14 protein-coding genes are annotated in these 16,996 nt (G+C 59.9%); 9 read left to right on the forward strand and 5 right to left on the reverse strand.

What is annotated here, in order from left to right; translation table 11 throughout:
• Positions 1 to 18: 18 nt before the first annotated feature.
• Both gcvH and gcvP read left to right on the forward strand, forming a co-directional pair.
• Positions 19 to 402 carry a glycine cleavage system protein GcvH gene (gene gcvH / locus ACM6IV_RS14595; RefSeq protein ID WP_414870521.1) on the forward strand — a complete coding sequence of 128 codons (384 nt, stop codon included), beginning with the start codon at positions 19 to 21 and terminating at the stop codon, positions 400 to 402.
• Positions 403 to 657: 255 nt separating this feature from the next.
• Positions 658 to 3,531: an aminomethyl-transferring glycine dehydrogenase gene (gene gcvP, locus ACM6IV_RS14600; protein ID WP_414870522.1), complete on the forward strand. Its 2,874-nt coding sequence runs from the start codon at positions 658 to 660 to the stop codon at positions 3,529 to 3,531.
• A gap of 188 nt (positions 3,532 to 3,719) precedes the next feature.
• Here gcvP and ACM6IV_RS14605 read toward each other — a convergent pair whose 3' ends face one another.
• From ACM6IV_RS14605 to ACM6IV_RS14615, 3 genes are all read right to left on the reverse strand, one after another.
• A complete protein-coding gene (locus ACM6IV_RS14605; protein WP_414870760.1) occupies positions 3,720 to 4,040 on the reverse strand; it encodes a DUF2388 domain-containing protein in 321 nt (106 codons plus the stop codon).
• A gap of 66 nt (positions 4,041 to 4,106) precedes the next feature.
• The gene (locus tag ACM6IV_RS14610) at positions 4,107 to 5,891 is read right to left on the reverse strand and encodes a GspE/PulE family protein (protein ID WP_414870523.1); all 1,785 of its coding nucleotides are present in this window, start codon (positions 5,889 to 5,891) and stop codon (positions 4,107 to 4,109) included.
• Positions 5,892 to 5,983: 92 nt separating this feature from the next.
• The gene (locus ACM6IV_RS14615) at positions 5,984 to 6,322 is read right to left on the reverse strand and encodes a hypothetical protein (protein WP_414870524.1); all 339 of its coding nucleotides are present in this window, start codon (positions 6,320 to 6,322) and stop codon (positions 5,984 to 5,986) included.
• A 126-nt stretch (positions 6,323 to 6,448) separates the two neighbouring features.
• Between ACM6IV_RS14615 and ACM6IV_RS14620 the strand changes: the two genes are divergently transcribed.
• Positions 6,449 to 6,913 carry an Lrp/AsnC family transcriptional regulator gene (locus ACM6IV_RS14620; RefSeq protein ID WP_414870525.1) on the forward strand — a complete coding sequence of 155 codons (465 nt, stop codon included), beginning with the start codon at positions 6,449 to 6,451 and terminating at the stop codon, positions 6,911 to 6,913.
• 89 nt (positions 6,914 to 7,002) lie between these two features.
• Here ACM6IV_RS14620 and ACM6IV_RS14625 read toward each other — a convergent pair whose 3' ends face one another.
• Positions 7,003 to 8,373 carry an inorganic triphosphatase gene (locus tag ACM6IV_RS14625; RefSeq protein ID WP_414870526.1) on the reverse strand — a complete coding sequence of 457 codons (1,371 nt, stop codon included), beginning with the start codon at positions 8,371 to 8,373 and terminating at the stop codon, positions 7,003 to 7,005.
• Positions 8,374 to 8,529: 156 nt separating this feature from the next.
• Here ACM6IV_RS14625 and argE point away from each other — a divergent pair, with 156 nt between their 5' ends.
• On the forward strand, positions 8,530 to 9,687 hold the full coding sequence (gene argE / locus ACM6IV_RS14630) for an acetylornithine deacetylase (protein WP_414870527.1): 1,158 nt from the start codon (positions 8,530 to 8,532) through the stop codon (positions 9,685 to 9,687).
• A 273-nt stretch (positions 9,688 to 9,960) separates the two neighbouring features.
• Positions 9,961 to 11,259 carry an amino-acid N-acetyltransferase gene (argA, locus tag ACM6IV_RS14635; protein ID WP_414870528.1) on the forward strand — a complete coding sequence of 433 codons (1,299 nt, stop codon included), beginning with the start codon at positions 9,961 to 9,963 and terminating at the stop codon, positions 11,257 to 11,259.
• Between the two features lie 82 nt (positions 11,260 to 11,341).
• Here the strand turns inward: argA and tauA are convergent, their stop codons facing one another.
• Positions 11,342 to 12,331 (reverse strand): taurine ABC transporter substrate-binding protein, encoded by a 990-nt coding sequence (gene tauA, locus ACM6IV_RS14640; protein ID WP_414870761.1) that lies wholly within the window; start codon positions 12,329 to 12,331, stop codon positions 11,342 to 11,344.
• A 363-nt stretch (positions 12,332 to 12,694) separates the two neighbouring features.
• Here tauA and ACM6IV_RS14645 point away from each other — a divergent pair, with 363 nt between their 5' ends.
• The 4 genes from ACM6IV_RS14645 to ACM6IV_RS14660 all read left to right on the forward strand — a co-directional run bounded on the left by ACM6IV_RS14645 (position 12,695) and on the right by ACM6IV_RS14660 (position 16,971).
• Positions 12,695 to 14,038, forward strand: coding sequence for an OprD family porin (locus tag ACM6IV_RS14645; protein ID WP_414870529.1), 1,344 nt, complete (start codon positions 12,695 to 12,697; stop codon positions 14,036 to 14,038).
• A gap of 296 nt (positions 14,039 to 14,334) precedes the next feature.
• Positions 14,335 to 14,973 carry a peroxiredoxin gene (locus ACM6IV_RS14650; protein WP_007913831.1) on the forward strand — a complete coding sequence of 213 codons (639 nt, stop codon included), beginning with the start codon at positions 14,335 to 14,337 and terminating at the stop codon, positions 14,971 to 14,973.
• 332 nt (positions 14,974 to 15,305) lie between these two features.
• Positions 15,306 to 15,899, forward strand: coding sequence for an NADPH-dependent FMN reductase (gene ssuE, locus ACM6IV_RS14655; RefSeq protein ID WP_007913832.1), 594 nt, complete (start codon positions 15,306 to 15,308; stop codon positions 15,897 to 15,899).
• A 91-nt stretch (positions 15,900 to 15,990) separates the two neighbouring features.
• Positions 15,991 to 16,971, forward strand: coding sequence for a sulfonate ABC transporter substrate-binding protein (locus ACM6IV_RS14660; RefSeq protein ID WP_414870530.1), 981 nt, complete (start codon positions 15,991 to 15,993; stop codon positions 16,969 to 16,971).
• The last annotated feature ends 25 nt before the right edge of the window (positions 16,972 to 16,996 follow it).

The raw sequence follows: 16,996 nt of genomic DNA on the forward strand, positions 1-16,996 counted from the left end.
TTCTCGAGGACACCGAAGATGAGCGAAATCCCTGCCGAACTGCGTTTTGCCGAAAGTCATGAATGGGCCCGTCTGGAAGCCGACGGCACCGTCACCGTGGGCATCAGCGATCACGCGCAGGAAGCGCTGGGCGATGTGGTGTTCGTCGAGCTGACCGAAGTGGGCAAGGTGTTCGCTGCCGGTGATCAATCCGGTGTGGTCGAGTCGGTGAAAGCTGCTTCCGACATCTATTCGCCGGTCAGCGGTGAAGTCATCGCGATCAACGAAGAACTGAGCGGTTCGCCGGAACTGCTGAACTCCGACCCGTACGGTGCGTGGATCTTCAAGCTCAAGCCAAGCGACAAGGCCGAGCTGGACAAGCTGCTGGATGCTGCCGCTTACCAGGCTGCCATTGGCGAGTAAGCGTTAAGCAACACCGCAAAGCCCCGACCTGTCGGGGCTTTTTTGTGCACGATGATTTCCCCCTGTGGGAGCGGGATTGCTCGCGAAGGCGGTGTATCAGACACATTCATGTCGACTGACACACCGCCTTCGCGAGCAAGCCCGCTCCCACAATGGAAATGCGTCTGATACTGGAATATTGGGCGCGATACGGGCTGCTATGCTGGTTTGACCGTGTTGCGATGACGCCGAGCGCAAGCCAAGAGAGAGCCCGTCATGTCCCGATTGCCGTCCCTGAGCCAGTTACGCGACCCCGACGCTTTTCTGCGTCGTCACCTCGGCCCCGATGCTGCCGAACAACAGGCGATGCTCGACAGCCTCGGCCTCGGCAGTCGCGTTGAACTGATCGAACAGACGGTACCGCCGGCCATCCGCCTCAATCGTGCAATGGACCTGCCGCCGGCCCTCGACGAACAAGCGGCGCTGGCGAAACTGCGTGGTTATGCCGAGCAGAACCAGCTGTTCACCAGCCTGATCGGCATGGGCTATCACGGCACCCTCACTCCCACGGTCATCCTGCGTAACGTGCTGGAAAATCCCGGCTGGTACACCGCGTACACCCCGTATCAACCGGAGATCGCCCAGGGCCGGCTCGAAGCGTTGCTGAATTTCCAGCAACTGACCATCGACCTCACCGGCCTCGAATTGGCCAACGCCTCACTGCTCGATGAAGCCACGGCGGCAGCGGAAGCCATGGCGTTGGCCAAGCGCGTAGCCAAATCGAAGAGCAATCTGTTTTTCGTCGACGAGAACTGTCATCCACAGACCATTTCGGTGGTGCAGACCCGCGCTGAAGGTTTTGGCTTCGAATTGATCGTCGATGCTGTGGACAACCTCAAACAGCATCAGGTGTTCGGTGCGCTGCTGCAGTATCCCGACACCCATGGCGAGGTGCGTGATCTGCGCCCGCTGATCGATCATCTGCATGCGCAGCAAGCGCTGGCCTGCGTAGCCACAGATTTGCTCAGTCTGTTATTGCTGACGCCGCCAGGTGAGCTGGGCGCCGATGTGGTGTTCGGTTCATCGCAGCGCTTTGGCGTGCCGATGGGGTATGGCGGCCCGCACGCGGCGTTCTTTGCCAGCCGCGAGGAATACAAACGAGCGATTCCAGGGCGGATCATCGGTGTGTCGAAGGACGCCCGGGGCAATGTGGCGCTGCGCATGGCATTGCAAACCCGCGAGCAACATATCCGTCGTGAGAAGGCCAATTCGAACATCTGCACCGCGCAGGTCCTGTTGGCCAACATCGCCAGTTTTTATGCGGTGTATCACGGTCCGGAAGGCTTGAAGCGCATCGCCCAGCGTGTGCACCGGCTGACTTGCATCCTGGCAGCCGGGCTTGAGCGCAAAGGGATCAGTCGGGTCAATGTGCAATTCTTCGACACCCTGACGCTGGACGTCGGCGGTGCGCAAACCGCGATCATCGAAAGCGCCCAGGCTGCGCAGATCAACCTGCGGATTCTCGGGCGCGGTCGGGTCGGGCTGAGTCTTGATGAGACGTGCGATGAACACACCGTGGTGAAACTGTTCGATGTGCTGCTCGGCGCCGATCATGGGTTGAACGTCGACGATCTAGACGCCGAAACGCTTGAGTCCGGCATCCCCGACAATCTTCAGCGCAACACTCCCTATCTGCGCCACCCAGTGTTCAATGCCCATCACAGCGAAACCGAGATGCTGCGCTATCTCAAGCAACTGGAGAACAAGGATCTGGCGCTCAATCAGTCGATGATTCCGCTGGGCTCGTGCACCATGAAACTCAACGCCACCAGCGAAATGATCCCGATTACCTGGCCGCAGTTCGCCAACCTGCATCCGTTCGTGCCGCGTGAGCAGGCGGTTGGTTATACGCTGATGATCGAGGAGCTGGAGCGCTGGCTTTGCGCGATCACCGGTTTCGATGCGATCTGCATGCAGCCCAATTCCGGCGCTCAGGGTGAGTACGCCGGGTTGCTGGCGATCCGCAAATATCACGAGAGCCGTCAGCAGGGTGCACGGGACATCTGTCTGATTCCGTCCTCGGCCCATGGCACCAACCCGGCCTCGGCGCAAATGGCCGGAATGCGCGTGGTGATCGTCGAGTGCGACGAGGCGGGCAACGTCGATCTGGACGATCTGAAAGCGAAAGCCGCCGAGGCTGGGGATAAGTTGTCATGCCTGATGGCGACCTATCCGTCGACCCATGGTGTGTACGAGGAAGGCATTAGCGAGATCTGCGAGGTTATCCACAAGCACGGCGGTCAGGTGTACATGGACGGCGCCAACCTCAATGCCCAGGTCGGACTGGCACGGCCGGCGGATATCGGCGCCGACGTGTCGCACATGAATTTGCACAAGACCTTCTGCATCCCCCACGGCGGCGGTGGGCCGGGCATGGGGCCGATCGGTATTCGTGCGCACTTGGCGCCGTTCGTCGCCAATCATCCGGTGGTGCCGATCGACGGGCCACTGGCGCAGAACGGCGCCGTCAGCGCGGCGCCGTGGGGCAGTGCGAGCATTTTGCCGATCAGCTGGATGTACATCGCCATGATGGGCCCGCAACTGGCGGATGCCAGCGAGGTGGCGATTCTCGCAGCGAATTACCTGGCGCAGCATTTATCCGGCGCGTTCCCGGTGCTGTACACCGGACGCAACGGGCGCGTGGCTCACGAATGCATTCTCGACCTGCGGCCCTTGAAGGCGCTGACCGGGATCAGCGAAGAAGACGTCGCCAAGCGCCTGATGGATTACGGATTTCATGCACCGACCATGTCCTTCCCGGTGCCGGGCACCTTGATGGTCGAGCCGACCGAGAGCGAGTCGAAAGCAGAACTGGACCGCTTTATCGGCGCCATGCTGGGCATTCGTGCAGAAATCACCGAAGTACAGAACGGCAACTGGCCGGCAGAGGACAACCCGTTGAAACGGGCGCCGCATACCCTGGCGGATGTCACCGGCGTCTGGGAGCGGCCATACAGCATCGAGCAGGGCATCACTCCGGACGCGCACACCAAGGCCCACAAATACTGGCCGGCGGTGAATCGGGTGGACAATGTTTACGGCGATCGCAACCTGTTCTGCGCCTGCGTCCCGGTCAATGATTACCGCTGACATTCAGACTGTACGCGGTCCTTGTGGGAGCGAGCTTGCTCGCGAAGGCGGAGTGTCAGTCGCCGTAGATTGTGAATGTGAAATGGCCTTCGCGAGCAAGCTCGCTCCCACAGGGTTTTGTGCTGGGCTCAGAAGACAGGCAAAAAAATGCCGCTCGATCGAGCGGCATTTTTGCTTCGGCGAACGGCTTACTCGGAAGCCACGGCGTTCTTCGCCAGAATCGCGTTCGCCAGTTCCATGTCCGTGGCCTGCAAACCCGGATTGTCGGCGCGGACTTTCTGCATCGCGGCTTCCAGATACGGCCCGCGAATGCCGCCTTCACTGGCGACGAAGCTGCCGGCATCGTCCTGTGCGGCGACGATCAGCTTGTGGTCCTTGAAGGTCAGATAAGTCGAACCGGTGGTGGCACCGGACGAAATGACGTTACGCCAAAAGCTGTCCGCCATGGCCGAACCAACGGGAAGGGACAGCAAGGCCAGCGTGGCGACAGCAAGTTTGAGACGCATGATGAGATGACTCCTGGGGGTTAACTAGGGCCTTGGATCGCCATTTCCCCGATCAGGTTCCGTGGCGGCTTATTTCTGCTCGCTTTGTGGCGTCACCCGCAGCACTTCTTCCACCGTCGTCAGCCCCGCCGCGACTTTCTGCGCCCCGGACAAACGCAAACTGCGCATGCCTTCCTTGAACGCCTGTCGGCGAATCGCCGTGAGGTCGGCGTCCGGGGTGATGAACGCCTTGAGGCTGTCGCTCAGTTGCATGATCTCGTAGACCCCGGCGCGCCCGCGATAGCCGGTGTCGCGGCATTCCACGCAACCGATGGCCCGTTGCGCGTTGCCCGGCAACGGTGCTTGCCATGGGCGGGTCAGGGTTTGCCAGTCTTCGTCGGCGAGCGTCAGCGGCGCCTTGCAATGCGGGCACAAGGTGCGCACCAGACGCTGGGCCATGACGCCCAGCACGGTGGCCTTGATCAGGTAATGCGGCACGCCGAGTTCGAGCAGACGGCTGATCGCGCTGGGCGCGTCGTTGGTGTGCAGGGTCGACAACACCAGGTGCCCGGTGAGTGCCGCCTGAATCGCCATTTCAGCGGTTTCCAGGTCGCGGATCTCGCCGATCATGATGATGTCCGGGTCCTGCCGCATCAGCGCGCGCACTCCCGCGGCGAAACTCAGGTCGATGTTGTGCTGCACCTGCATCTGGTTGAACGCCGGTTCGACCATTTCGATCGGGTCTTCGATGGTGCAGAGGTTGACCTCAGGCGTCGCCAGTTTTTTCAGCGTGGTGTACAGCGTGGTGGTCTTGCCCGAGCCGGTCGGCCCGGTGACCAGAATGATGCCGTTGGGCTGGCGGGTCATGTCCTGCCAGCGGCGCAAGTCATCGGCGCTGAAGCCCAATTGGTCGAAATTCTTGAGCAGCACTTCCGGGTCAAAAATCCGCATGACCATTTTTTCGCCGAACGCGGTGGGCAGCGTTGAAAGCCGCAGCTCCACTTCGCCACCGTCCGGGGTCTTGGTCTTGACCCGGCCGTCCTGAGGTTTGCGCTTCTCGGCGACGTTCATGCGGCCAAGGCTCTTCAGGCGACTGACAATCGCCATGGTCACCTGCGGCGGGAATTGGTAGACGTTGTGCAGTACGCCGTCGATGCGAAAGCGCACGGTGCCTTGTTCGCGCCGGGGTTCGATGTGGATATCGCTGGCGCGCTGCTGGAAGGCGTACTGGAACAGCCAGTCGACGATGTTGACGATGTGCGCATCGTTGGCGTCCGGCTCCTGATCGCTGGCGCCGAGGTTGAGCAGTTGTTCGAAGTTGCCGAGGTTGCCGCTCTGCTGATCGGCATTGCTGGCGCCGCTGACCGATTTGGCCAGGCGGAAGAACTCCACACTGAAGCGCTGGATATCCGCCGGGTTGGCCACCACCCGTTTGATTGGCAGCTTCAATACGTGGGTGAGATCGGCCTCCCAACCGGTGACGTAAGGCTGGGCGCTGGCCACGGTGACCGAATCGCGGTCGACGGCCACGGCGAGAATCTTGTGCCGTTGGGCGAAGGCGTAGGACATCAACGGTGTGATCGCGGCGACATTGATCTTCAATGGATCGATTCGCAGGTACGGCTGACCGGCCTGCTGCGCCAGCCACAGGGTCAGGCTTTCCAGATCGAGGTGTTTGCCTGGGCGGCTGAGGTCGTCCAGCTGTTGGCTGGCGATGAATTCCAGCGGATGCATCTGGCCATGGGCGGCGTGACGGCGCCGCGCATTCAGCGCCTGCTCCGCCGAGTCCTGGCAGATAAAACCCTGAGCGACGAGTTCACGCAACACCTCGTTGAGATCCAGCCAGCGGTCCTGAGTGGCAAATTGAACGGACATGCGGGCTTCCTTTTGAGCGACAGTGCGCAAAAGAATAGTCGCGGCCCCGCAGACCGTTGGGCCACTACCCGACGAAGCCGTTGCCGGATTTTTCAGCCGGCCGCTTGCGCCGGCGCTTCCCAGGCGCTGTCGGCGTTTTGCAGGTTGACCGAGCAGACGCTGATCAGGTTACGAAGTTTTTCCGCGATCACTTGCGCGCGGTGCCAGCTCAGTCCGCCCATGACGAGGTCGATCGACAGCAGATCATCCATGCGCTGCACCTTGACCTGCTCAGGCGTGAGGAACTGCAGCGCAAACAGGTTGAGCACCCGCACCAGCAGATCCGGCTCGGCCTCGGCGAGGATCTGATACTGCGCCAGGCAATGGGCGTTGCTGACGTTCCAGACATCGGCGCGGGTTGGCAGGGTGTTGACGGCTTCGAGGTGCGGCATGGCGAGTCTCCAAAATTTCTGGAGGAATTTTTACATTCGGTGGCGGGTATTTCTTGGCTATGATCGACGTTATCGGCGATTGAACGATTGATTCAATTCGCTTAACGATTCAATTGAGGTTTTTCTATGCATAGCGAATTGGACGCCTACGACCGCAGGATTCTCGCCCTCCTGCAGGAGGATGCTTCTCTGTCGAGTGCGCAGATCGCCGAGCAGGTCGGCCTGTCGCAATCGCCGTGCTGGCGGCGGATTCAGCGGATGAAGGAGGAGGGGATCATTCGCGGTCAGGTGACCTTGCTCGATCGCAAGAAGATTGGCCTGAACACGCAGATCTTTGCCGAGATCAAACTCAACGCCCACGGGCGTTCGAACTTCACCGAGTTTACCGAGGCGATTCGCGGTTTTCCGGAAGTGCTGGAGTGTTATGTGCTGATGGGCGCAGTGGATTTTCTGCTGCGGATTGTCGCGGCGGACATCGAGGCGTATGAGCGGTTTTTCTTCGAGAAGCTGTCGCTGGTGCCGGGGATACAGGAAGTGAACTCGATTGTGGCGCTTTCTGAAATCAAGTCCACCACCAGCCTGCCGGTTTGAGGCAAGGCAGCTGGCTTCCTCGCGAGCAGGCTCGCTCCCACAGGGGATTGCATTCCAGTGTGGGAGCGAGCTTGCTCGCGAAAGCGGTGTTACATACGCAGGAGCATTTTCCAGGCACGATTCTGGTAAACCGCAATCGCCTGCTGCTTGCGCGCGTCGAGCAGTTCGTCAGTGAGCGTCGGCTCGTTGGCCAGTTGCGCCAGTTTGTTCAGCTCGCCATACAGGCGATCCATTTCCGGGATGTCCAGCACGTTGCGCGCGTGGTGCAGCCAGACCTGAATGCGCTCGATACGCGGCAGTTGTTCAGCCAGATCTTCCGGCTGCTGCTGATAACGCTGCAATTGCAGAGCGGTGGCTTCTTCGCCCAACAGGCGTGGCAACCAGCTGTGCAACTGCGCGCCGCCCTGACGGTTGCCCCGCACGTTACGGTCGGCGGTCCAGGTGCGAGCCAGCAGCCAGCGTGAAGTACTCAGCGAGAACAGGCCCCAGCGCGGGTCTTCGAGTTCTTCGAGGAATTGCTCTGGCGCGGCTTTGCGCACGTCTTCGTCTTCGATACCGGCCTGCACCAGCGGGCGCCAGTCTTCCAGCAACGCATCCAGCGCGACGCGCAAGTCGTGGGTCGACTGACGCGGCGCGGCCTGGCCGAGGCTGCTGAGCAGGGCGCGCATTTCCGCGAGGTTTTCGACCCAGTCGAGCAGCAGGCGCCAGTGGCCGTTGAAACGATACTGTTCCGCCAGACGCTGGCTGCTGCCGAGCAAGTGCCAGCTCAGCGCAGCGAAGGCGTCGTCGAGTTGGGTTTCCGGGGTCAGCTCCGGCGCCGGCAGGCTCAGCGAGTAGCTGTTGGCGTCGTACAGACGATAGCCGCGCTCAGCCTTGCTGATGTCACACGGCATCAGTGCCAGGGTTTCGGCCAGTTCGGCGGCCAATTCCAGCAGCGCGGCAGGCTCGCCTTCGCGCAACTCGAGTTCCAGCTCGCAGATTTCTTCTTTTTGTTTGCCGACGACAACGTGGCCCAGGTCCAGTGCGGCTTCGATGACCACTTTGGTCTTGCCACGGCCCCAGGCGATTTCGGCGCGCTCGCGGACGAAATCGGTGGTGAAGATCGGCTTGAGGGTTTTCTTGTCCAGCTCGGCCAGCGACTCGGGCCAGCATTCGCCGTCGAGTTTCTTCACGTCGAGCTTGGCTTTCGGCAACTGCCAGTCGTACTCGTTACGCTCGGACAGACCGGCGACGCTCTGGCCCCGGGTCTTGAGGGTCTGAATCACTTCGTCACCGTCCTTGCGCAGGCGCAGGGCGACTTTGGCCTGGGCCAGATCGCGCTCGGGGGTGTCGAAGTACTGGTTCATCAACTCACGGCGTTCCCAGCCACTTTTGTTGCGTTTTTTCAGTAGCGGGTGCTCGCGCAGGGCGGCGAGGGTTTCGCGGCTGACGCGGAGTTTGATTTCGGTTTCTTTCTGCATGGCCGGAAAATCCAGGATCGGGAGCGCAGCCGGGGGAATGTGTGGCTGCCAAGGCCGTGCAGTGTACAGGACTCAAACTTCCTACGCCCTGCGGCGGTTTATTCCGAGCGCCGGATGGTTCTATGATGGACCTCAATTCGGGAGTTGGAGTCAGCGATGCCTTTGCCGTCCATGCAAGACCAGTTCGCTGCGCTGATCGCCGCGCCATCGGTCAGCTGTACCCAACCGAGCCTCGATCAATCCAACCGCGCGGTGATCGATTTGCTCGCCGGCTGGCTGGGTGATCTGGGTTTCAATTGCGATATCCAACAGGTCAGCCCGGGCAAATTCAACCTGCTCGCCAGCTTCGGCAGCGGCCCCGGCGGGCTGGTGCTGGCCGGGCACAGCGACACCGTGCCGTACGACGATGCGTTGTGGCAGACCGATCCGCTGAAGCTGACTGAAGTCGATGGACGTTGGGTCGGCTTGGGCAGTTGCGACATGAAGGGCTTTTTCGCGCTGATCATCGAAGCCGTGCAACCGCTGCTCGATCAACCGTTCAAACAACCGCTGCTGATTCTCGCCACCTGCGATGAAGAAAGCTCGATGTCCGGCGCCCGCGCACTGGCCGAGGCCGGACGCCCGCTTGGCCGCGCGGCGGTGATCGGCGAGCCGACCGGGCTCAAGCCGATCCGCATGCACAAAGGCATCATGATGGAGCGCATCGACATCCTCGGACAGAGCGGCCATTCGTCGGATCCGCGTTTGGGCCACAGCGCTCTCGAAGCCATGCACGATGCAATTGGCGAGCTGCGCGGCCTGCGCCTGCTGTGGCAGCGCGAATTCAACAATCCGCAGTTCAGCGTGCCGCAACCGACGATGAATTTCGGCTGCATCCATGGTGGCGATAACCCCAACCGTATCTGCGGCCAGTGTTCGCTCGAATTCGATCTGCGGCCGTTGCCCGGGATGGACCCGAAAGTCCTGCGTGCGGAGATTCTGCGCAAACTCAGTCCGGTCGCCGAACGCCATCAAGTGAAGATCGACTACAAGCCGTTGTTCCCGGAAGTGCCGCCGTTCGAGCAGGCCGCAGACGCCGAATTGGTGCGTATCGCCGAAAAGCTCACCGGCCACCGCGCCGAAGCAGTAGCGTTCGGCACCGAAGCGCCTTATCTTCAGCGCCTTGGCTGCGAAACCATCGTGCTCGGCCCCGGCGACATTGCCTGTGCGCATCAACCCGGCGAGTACCTTGAAATGTCACGTTTGCAGCCTACCGTGCATCTATTACGGCAACTGATTGAACATTACTGCCTGAGCCCGGACAAAGTTCTATGAATTGAACACTGTCCATGTGGGAGCGGGCTTGCTCGCGAAGGCGGTGTGTCAGACACATAGATGTCTACGGATACACCGCCTTCGCGAGCAAGCCCGCTCCCACAAGGGATCTATGTGTTGCCTGATCAAAAGCTGTAAATTGCCAGCATTCCAACCCGTATTCATGAGGAGAGCGCGCGTGTCGCCAAGCCTGTTCCGACGATAACCATCAGCCCGCTGTGCGTTTTTCGTTTCGCCCCTTTTCCGGCTGCTATTTATTACAGGCCCAGGTTCATGCCCGAATACGTCAATTGGCTTCGTCACGCGTCCCCGTACATCAATGCCCACCGCGATTGCACCTTCGTCGTCATGCTGCCCGGCGACGGCGTGGAGCATCCGAATTTCGGCAACATCGTTCACGACATCGTTCTGCTGCACAGCCTTGGCGTGCGCCTGGTGCTGGTGCACGGTTCGCGCCCGCAGATTGAAACCCGTCTCGCCGCCCGTGGCCTGACCCCGCATTACCACCACGGCATGCGCATCACCGATGCCGCAACCCTGGACTGTGTGATTGACGCGGTCGGCCAATTGCGCATCGCCATCGAAGCGCGTTTGTCGATGGACATGGCGTCGTCGCCGATGCAGGGTTCGCGTCTGCGCGTGGCCAGCGGCAACCTCGTTACCGCGCGGCCGATCGGCGTGCTGGAAGGCGTCGACTATCACCACACCGGCGAAGTGCGCCGCGTCGACCGCAAGGGTATCAATCGCCTGCTCGATGAGCGTTCGATTGTGCTGCTGTCGCCGCTGGGTTACTCGCCGACCGGTGAAATCTTCAATCTCGCTTGCGAAGACGTCGCCACTCGCGCCGCCATCGACCTGGGCGCTGACAAGCTACTGCTGTTTGGGGCTGACCTCGGCCTGATCGACGAAAACGGCAAACTGGTGCGTGAACTCCGTCCGCAACAAGTGCCGGCGCATTTGCAGCGGCTGGGCAGCAACTATCAGGCAGAACTGCTCGATGCCGCTGCCGAAGCCTGTCGGGGCGGCGTGGCGCGTAGTCATATCGTCAGTTACGCCGAAGACGGCGCGCTGCTGACCGAGCTGTTCACCCGTGACGGTGGCGGTACCTTGGTCGCCCAAGAGCAATTCGAACTGGTGCGCGAAGCAGCGATTGAGGACGTCGGCGGTTTGCTCGACCTGATCAGTCCGCTGGAGGAGCAGGGGATTCTGGTGCGTCGTTCGCGCGAAGTACTGGAACGCGAGATCGAGCAGTTCAGCGTGGTTGAGCGTGAAGGCATGATCATCGCCTGTGCGGCGCTGTATCAGATTGCCGATTCCGATGCCGGTGAACTGGCTTGCCTGGCGGTGAATCCGGAGTACCGCCATGGCGGTCGCGGTGATGAGCTGCTGGAACGTATTGAAACCCGTGCACGGGCGCAGGGTTTGAAAACGCTGTTCGTCCTCACCACCCGTACCGCGCACTGGTTCCGCGAGCGTGGGTTCGAGCCGAGCAGTGTTGAACGCCTGCCAGCGGCGCGGGCGTCGCTGTACAACTATCAGCGCAATTCGAAGATCTTCGAAAAGACCCTGTAACCGAGGTGCTCCATTCACGAGCACGCTCGCTTCCACATTTGGTCAATGAAACCATGGGGGAGCGAGCCTGCTCGCGAAGCTTTTATTGCGCCACAAACTTCGCGCTGACGTACGGCGAGTAGTCCGGTAGCACCGTCTCAACCTTGCCCTGTTCCTTCAAAAACTTCGCGGTTTCGCCAATCGCCTTCGCCGTGCCACCGTCGAGCAGCGCTGTGGTTTGCTGCGCCTTGGCATCCGGGAATGCTGAGCCGGCCAGTAACTCAGGCACATCGGCGGCATTGGCACCGGTCAGTTTGGCGATTTTCTGCACGGGCACCGAGTCAGCCGTCCAGCTGTCTTTGTGCGCCGCGTAATCGGCAAATGAATCCAGCGTGACCTTGGCGAACTTCGCGACGACGTCGGGATGTTTTTCGGCAAAATCCTTGCGCGCGACCCAGACTTCGAAGGTCGGTGCGCCCCACTGGCCGACCTGCGCGGCATCGGTCAGGGTCTTGCCGGTCTTGCGGATTTCCCCCAGTGCCGGCGACCAGACAAACGCGCCATCGATATCGCCACGTTTCCACGCAGCGGCGATTTCTGCCGGTTGCAGGTTCACCACTTTGACTTTCGAGGTGTCCAGGCCCCAGTGCTTGAGTGCGCCCAGCAGGCTGTAGTGGGAGGTGGAAACGAAGGGCGTGGCGATGGTCTTGCCCACCAGATCCTGCGGTGTGTTGATACCGCTGCCGTTGCGCACTACCAAGGCTTCGGCGGCATTGATCTGCGCCGACACAATGAACGCCACAATCGGCAGGTTGCGCGAAGCGGCAGCGGCCAACGGGCTGGAACCGAGGTTGCCGATCTGCACGTCACCGGAAGCAATGGCTGTCACAACTTCCGGGCCACTGTTGAAGCGGCGCCAGTCGATTTTCTCGCCAATGGTTTTCTCATAGACACCGTCGGCCTGCGGCACTTTGCTCGGGTCGATACCGGTCTGGTAGCCGACAGTCAGACCGGCGGCATGTGCGGAAAAAGAAATCAGTGCCGACACACAAACTGTAACAAATTGACTTGATAGTGCGCGTTTCGCCATGATGCGTCGCCTTTTCGATGGGTTTGACGTGTTGGGAGTACGACAAAGCTAATCGATCTAAAAAAAGGTCAACAAATACCATTTAGGAATGAGCTTAGGCGCCGATACGCTGTTTCCCAGTGCGGATGGCCATTAATGGGCCATATACCCGAATGGTATGAAAAAGAATGAATAAATTCTTTTTGGGATTATCAGGAAGTCTTTACGCTGCAGGGACCCAATCACTTGCGATTAGACGATGGTCGTAGACATACAAGGTTACGATTGACTTGGCAGTCACGGTCTGGCGCTAATCGCGAATCTTAGGATTCAGGGCAAATCGACCCCGAACCAGGAACACAAGAATTAGAACGAGAGGAGCGATACATGAACAAGTCCACCTTGGCCCTGGCTGTGGCCGTTGGGGTTATGGCGCAGCAGGCAGGCGCCGCCGGTTTCATCGAAGACAGCAAGGCTACTCTGGGTCTGCGCAACTTCTACATCAACACTGACAACCGTGATGGCGCTGGCGCCAACAAGAACGAAGAGTGGGGCCAAGGCTTCGATCTGCGTTTCATCTCCGGTTATACCCAAGGCACCGTCGGTTTCGGTCTCGACGCCATCGGCCTGCTGGGTATCCGTCTTGATTCGGGTGGCGGCACCAACGGCAACAGCGGCACCGCCTACGGTGGCACCGTGTTTCCGAGCGAGTCCAATGGCAAAGCCGTGGACAACTTCTCCAGCCTGGGCCTGACTGCCAAAGCCAAGATCTCCCAGACTGAATTGAAGCTCGGTACCCTGCAGCCAAAACTGCCAGTGATCGTGACCAACGACGGCCGTCTGCTGCCGCAAACCTGGCAGGGTGGCCAGATCACCTCCGGCGAGATCAAGGACCTGACTCTGGTCGGTGGTCAGATCGAAGCGGTGAAAGGTCGTAACTCCAGCAACAACGAAAACCTCTCGATCGGTGGCGCCAACTCCCGTGGCACTGCTTTCCGTGACAGCAACAAGTTCATCTACGCCGGTGGTGACTACAAAATCACCAAAGACCTGACTGCCCAGTACTACTACGGCAACCTGGAAGACTTCTACAAGCAGCACTTCCTGGGTCTGGTGCACAACTGGGCCATCGGCCCGGGCGTATTGAAGTCCGACTTCCGTTACTTCAACAGCTCCGATGACGGCAAGAACGGCACTGATTCGACTTACTACAGCAGCGGTAACTACACCGGTTTCCGTAACGGTCGTGGCGAAGTCGACAACAACCTGTACAGCGGTTTGTTCCTGTACACCGTTGAAGGTCACACCTTCGGTGGCGGCTACCAGGTTTCCAACGGCAGCAGCGATTTCCCTTGGCTGAACCAGGGTGACGGTTCGTCGAACTACACCATCACTGACATGCAGATCCAGAAGTTCGGTCGTGCCGGTGAGAAAACCTGGCAAGCTCGCTACTCGTACGACTTCGCCAAAGTCGGCGTACCCGGCCTGACGGCTGGTGTGGTTTACCTCAAAGGTGACTCGATCGACACCGTTGGCGCCAACGGCCGCGAGAACGCTTCGAACCGTTCCGAGTGGGAACGCGACTTCACCATCGGTTACGTAGTGCCGGAAGGCCCGTTCAAAAACGTCGGCCTGATGTGGAAAAACGCGGTATGGCGCACCGACCTGCCGAACACCCGTTCGCAGGACGAGAACCGCCTGATCGTCAGCTACTCGATCCCGCTGCTGTAATAGCGCGCCTCGATTCGTTGATGTAAAAAAGCCCCGTCCGGCATCGCGCCGGACGGGGCTTTTGCGTTTTCGAGTCAGGCCCACCCCCGTAAGCCTTTCCCGAAGTTTCCCTCTTTACAGCAACTCAAGGCCTTCTCGAACCTTGCGACCGATGTTCGTCGGGATACCTGCCAGCGTCCAGTGAACAGAAGTTTAATATTCACTAATGATCTAGATATCGACTTATTTATTCTTTTTCACGATGGCAAAACCCGGGCTACAGTTGAGGTCTCGAACACCTCATCAGGAGCCGCACCATGAGCCTCAGACTTGGCGACATCGCCCCCGATTTCGAACAGGATTCCAGCGCCGGCAAGATTCGTTTCCACGAATGGCTGGGCGATAGCTGGGGCGTGCTGTTCTCCCACCCGGCCGACTTCACCCCGGTGTGCACCACAGAGCTGGGCTTCACCGCCAAGCTAAAGGATGAGTTCAGCAAGCGCGGCGTCAAAGCCATCGCGCTGTCGGTCGACCCGGTGGACTCGCACCACAAGTGGATCGAAGACATCAACGAAACCCAGAACACTGTCGTCAACTTTCCGATCCTGGCGGATGCCGATCGCAAGGTTTCCGATCTCTATGACCTGATCCATCCGAACGCCAACGACACGCTGACCGTACGTTCGCTGTTCGTCATCGATCCGAACAAGAAGATCCGCCTGACCATCACGTATCCGGCGAGCACCGGGCGCAACTTCCACGAGATTTTGCGAGTGATCGATTCGCTGCAGCTGACCGACAACTACAAGGTGGCCACCCCGGCCAACTGGCAGGACGGTGAAGAGGTGGTGATCGTGCCGTCGCTCAAGGATGAGGAAGAGATCAAGCAGCGCTTTCCAAAAGGCTACAGGGCGGTGAAGCCGTATCTGCGCCTGACGCCACAGCCGAACAAATGAATCAGTGAGATATTTGTTGTAGCTGCCGCCGCTTTCGCGAGCAAGCCCGCTCCCACAGGGGGAACGCATTCCAAAATGTGGGGGCGGGCTTGCTCGCGAAGGCGTCAGCGCAGGCCACCCGGAATTCAGCTTTCAGAACCACGATGCAGGGAATTTGAGGCCGTTACGACGGCCTTTTTTTTCGCCTTGGACACTGCTGACTGCATATCTCTTAAATGCATAACCAAATGAATAAATATGATTTATGGATATATAAATCAGCTGGTAAGGTCACTCCATCGAAGCGAGATCGCAACCCGCGAATCGCCTGTAACACTTAAGGAATTGTCTCAATGCTGGTCGTTTCACTCGGTGGCAGTCCCAGCCTGCGTTCCCGTTCCGGGGTGCTGCTGGAGCGCTCGCAACGCTGGTTGCAGGCGCAAGGTGTGGAAGTGGTGAGTTATCAGGTGCGGGATTTCCCGGCCGAAGACCTGCTCCACGCTCGCTTCGACAGCCCGAAGGTGCTCGATCTGCTGCAACAGATCGAGAACGCCGACGGCCTGCTGATCGCCACGCCGGTGTACAAGGCTTCGTTTTCCGGCGCGTTGAAGACGCTGCTGGATCTGCTGCCCGAGCGTGCCCTGAACCACAAGATTGTCTTGCCGATGGCCACTGGCGGCAGCATCGCCCACATGCTGGTGGTCGATTACGCGCTCAAACCGGTGCTGTCGGCATTGAAGGCCCAGGAAATGCTCCAAGGGATTTTTGCCGAAGACAGCCAGATCGCTTACGGCGAAGGCAGTGCGGCGGCGCAATTGGCTCCAGCGCTGGAGCAACGACTGCATGAAGCGCTGGATCAGTTTGTCGGCGCCATGGCCCGCCGGCCGAAACCGCTGGAACCGGGCTTGTTGAACGAACGTTTATTGAGTGCTCGCTGGAGCATTTAAAAGCCACAACCGAATTTGCTCCACTCACCTTACTTAGCCGCCAACGGTCAAGCAGGTGCAGCCAAAACCCAACAGCAAAAAGGAGAGCGCTATGCGCACTGTATTTTTGCGTCGTGGTCTGGTCGCTCTGTTTGCTGCGGCTGTCACCTTCGGCGCCATCACTCAAGCTCAAGCCGAGACATTGCGGATCGGTTATCAAAAGTACGGCACGCTGGTGCTGCTCAAAGCCAAAGGCACGCTGGAAAAGCGTCTGGCCGCCCAAGGCGTCGACGTGCAATGGACTGAATTCCCCGGTGGCCCGCAACTGCTCGAAGGCCTGAACGTCGGTTCGATCGACTTTGGCGTCACTGGCGAAACTCCACCGGTGTTCGCCCAGGCGGCCGGCGCCGATCTGCTTTACGTCGCCTACGAACCACCCGCGCCGAACAGCGAAGCGATCCTTGTACCGAAAGACTCGCCGATCAAATCGGTGGCCGATCTCAAGGGCAAGAAAGTCGCGCTGAACAAAGGCTCCAACGTCCACTACCTGCTGGTGCGCGCACTGGAAGACGCCGGCCTCAAGTACTCCGACATTCAAACCGTATTCCTGCCGCCAGCCGATGCCCGCGCCGCGTTCGAACGGGGCAGCGTCGACGCCTGGGTCATCTGGGATCCGTACCAGGCCGCCGCCGAGAAACAGCTGCAAGCGCACACCCTGCGCGATGGCAAAGGCATCGTCGACAACCATCAGTTCTATCTCGCGACCAAGCCTTACGCGCAGAAAAATCCTGAGGTGATCAAGACCCTCGTCGAGGAAGTGCGCGCCGTCGGCGAATGGTCGAAAGCCAACCCTGAAGACGTCACCCAACAAGTTGCGCCACTGCTTGGCCTGCCGGCGGACATCACCCTGACCTCGGTGAAACGCCAAGGCTACGGCGCGCTGTTCCTGACCCCGGAAGTGGTCGCCGCGCAGCAGAAAATCGCTGACACGTTCTTCCAGCTCAAGCTGATTCCCAAGCCGCTGAGCATCAAGGATGTGATCTGGACACCTCCGGCCGCTGTGGCCCAAAGGTCGGCCACCCAAGCCCAGTAACTCGAATTCCCAAGGAGACCACTCC

Source organism: Pseudomonas sp. IT-347P, assembly GCF_949768005.1.
Lineage (GTDB): Bacteria > Pseudomonadota > Gammaproteobacteria > Pseudomonadales > Pseudomonadaceae > Aquipseudomonas.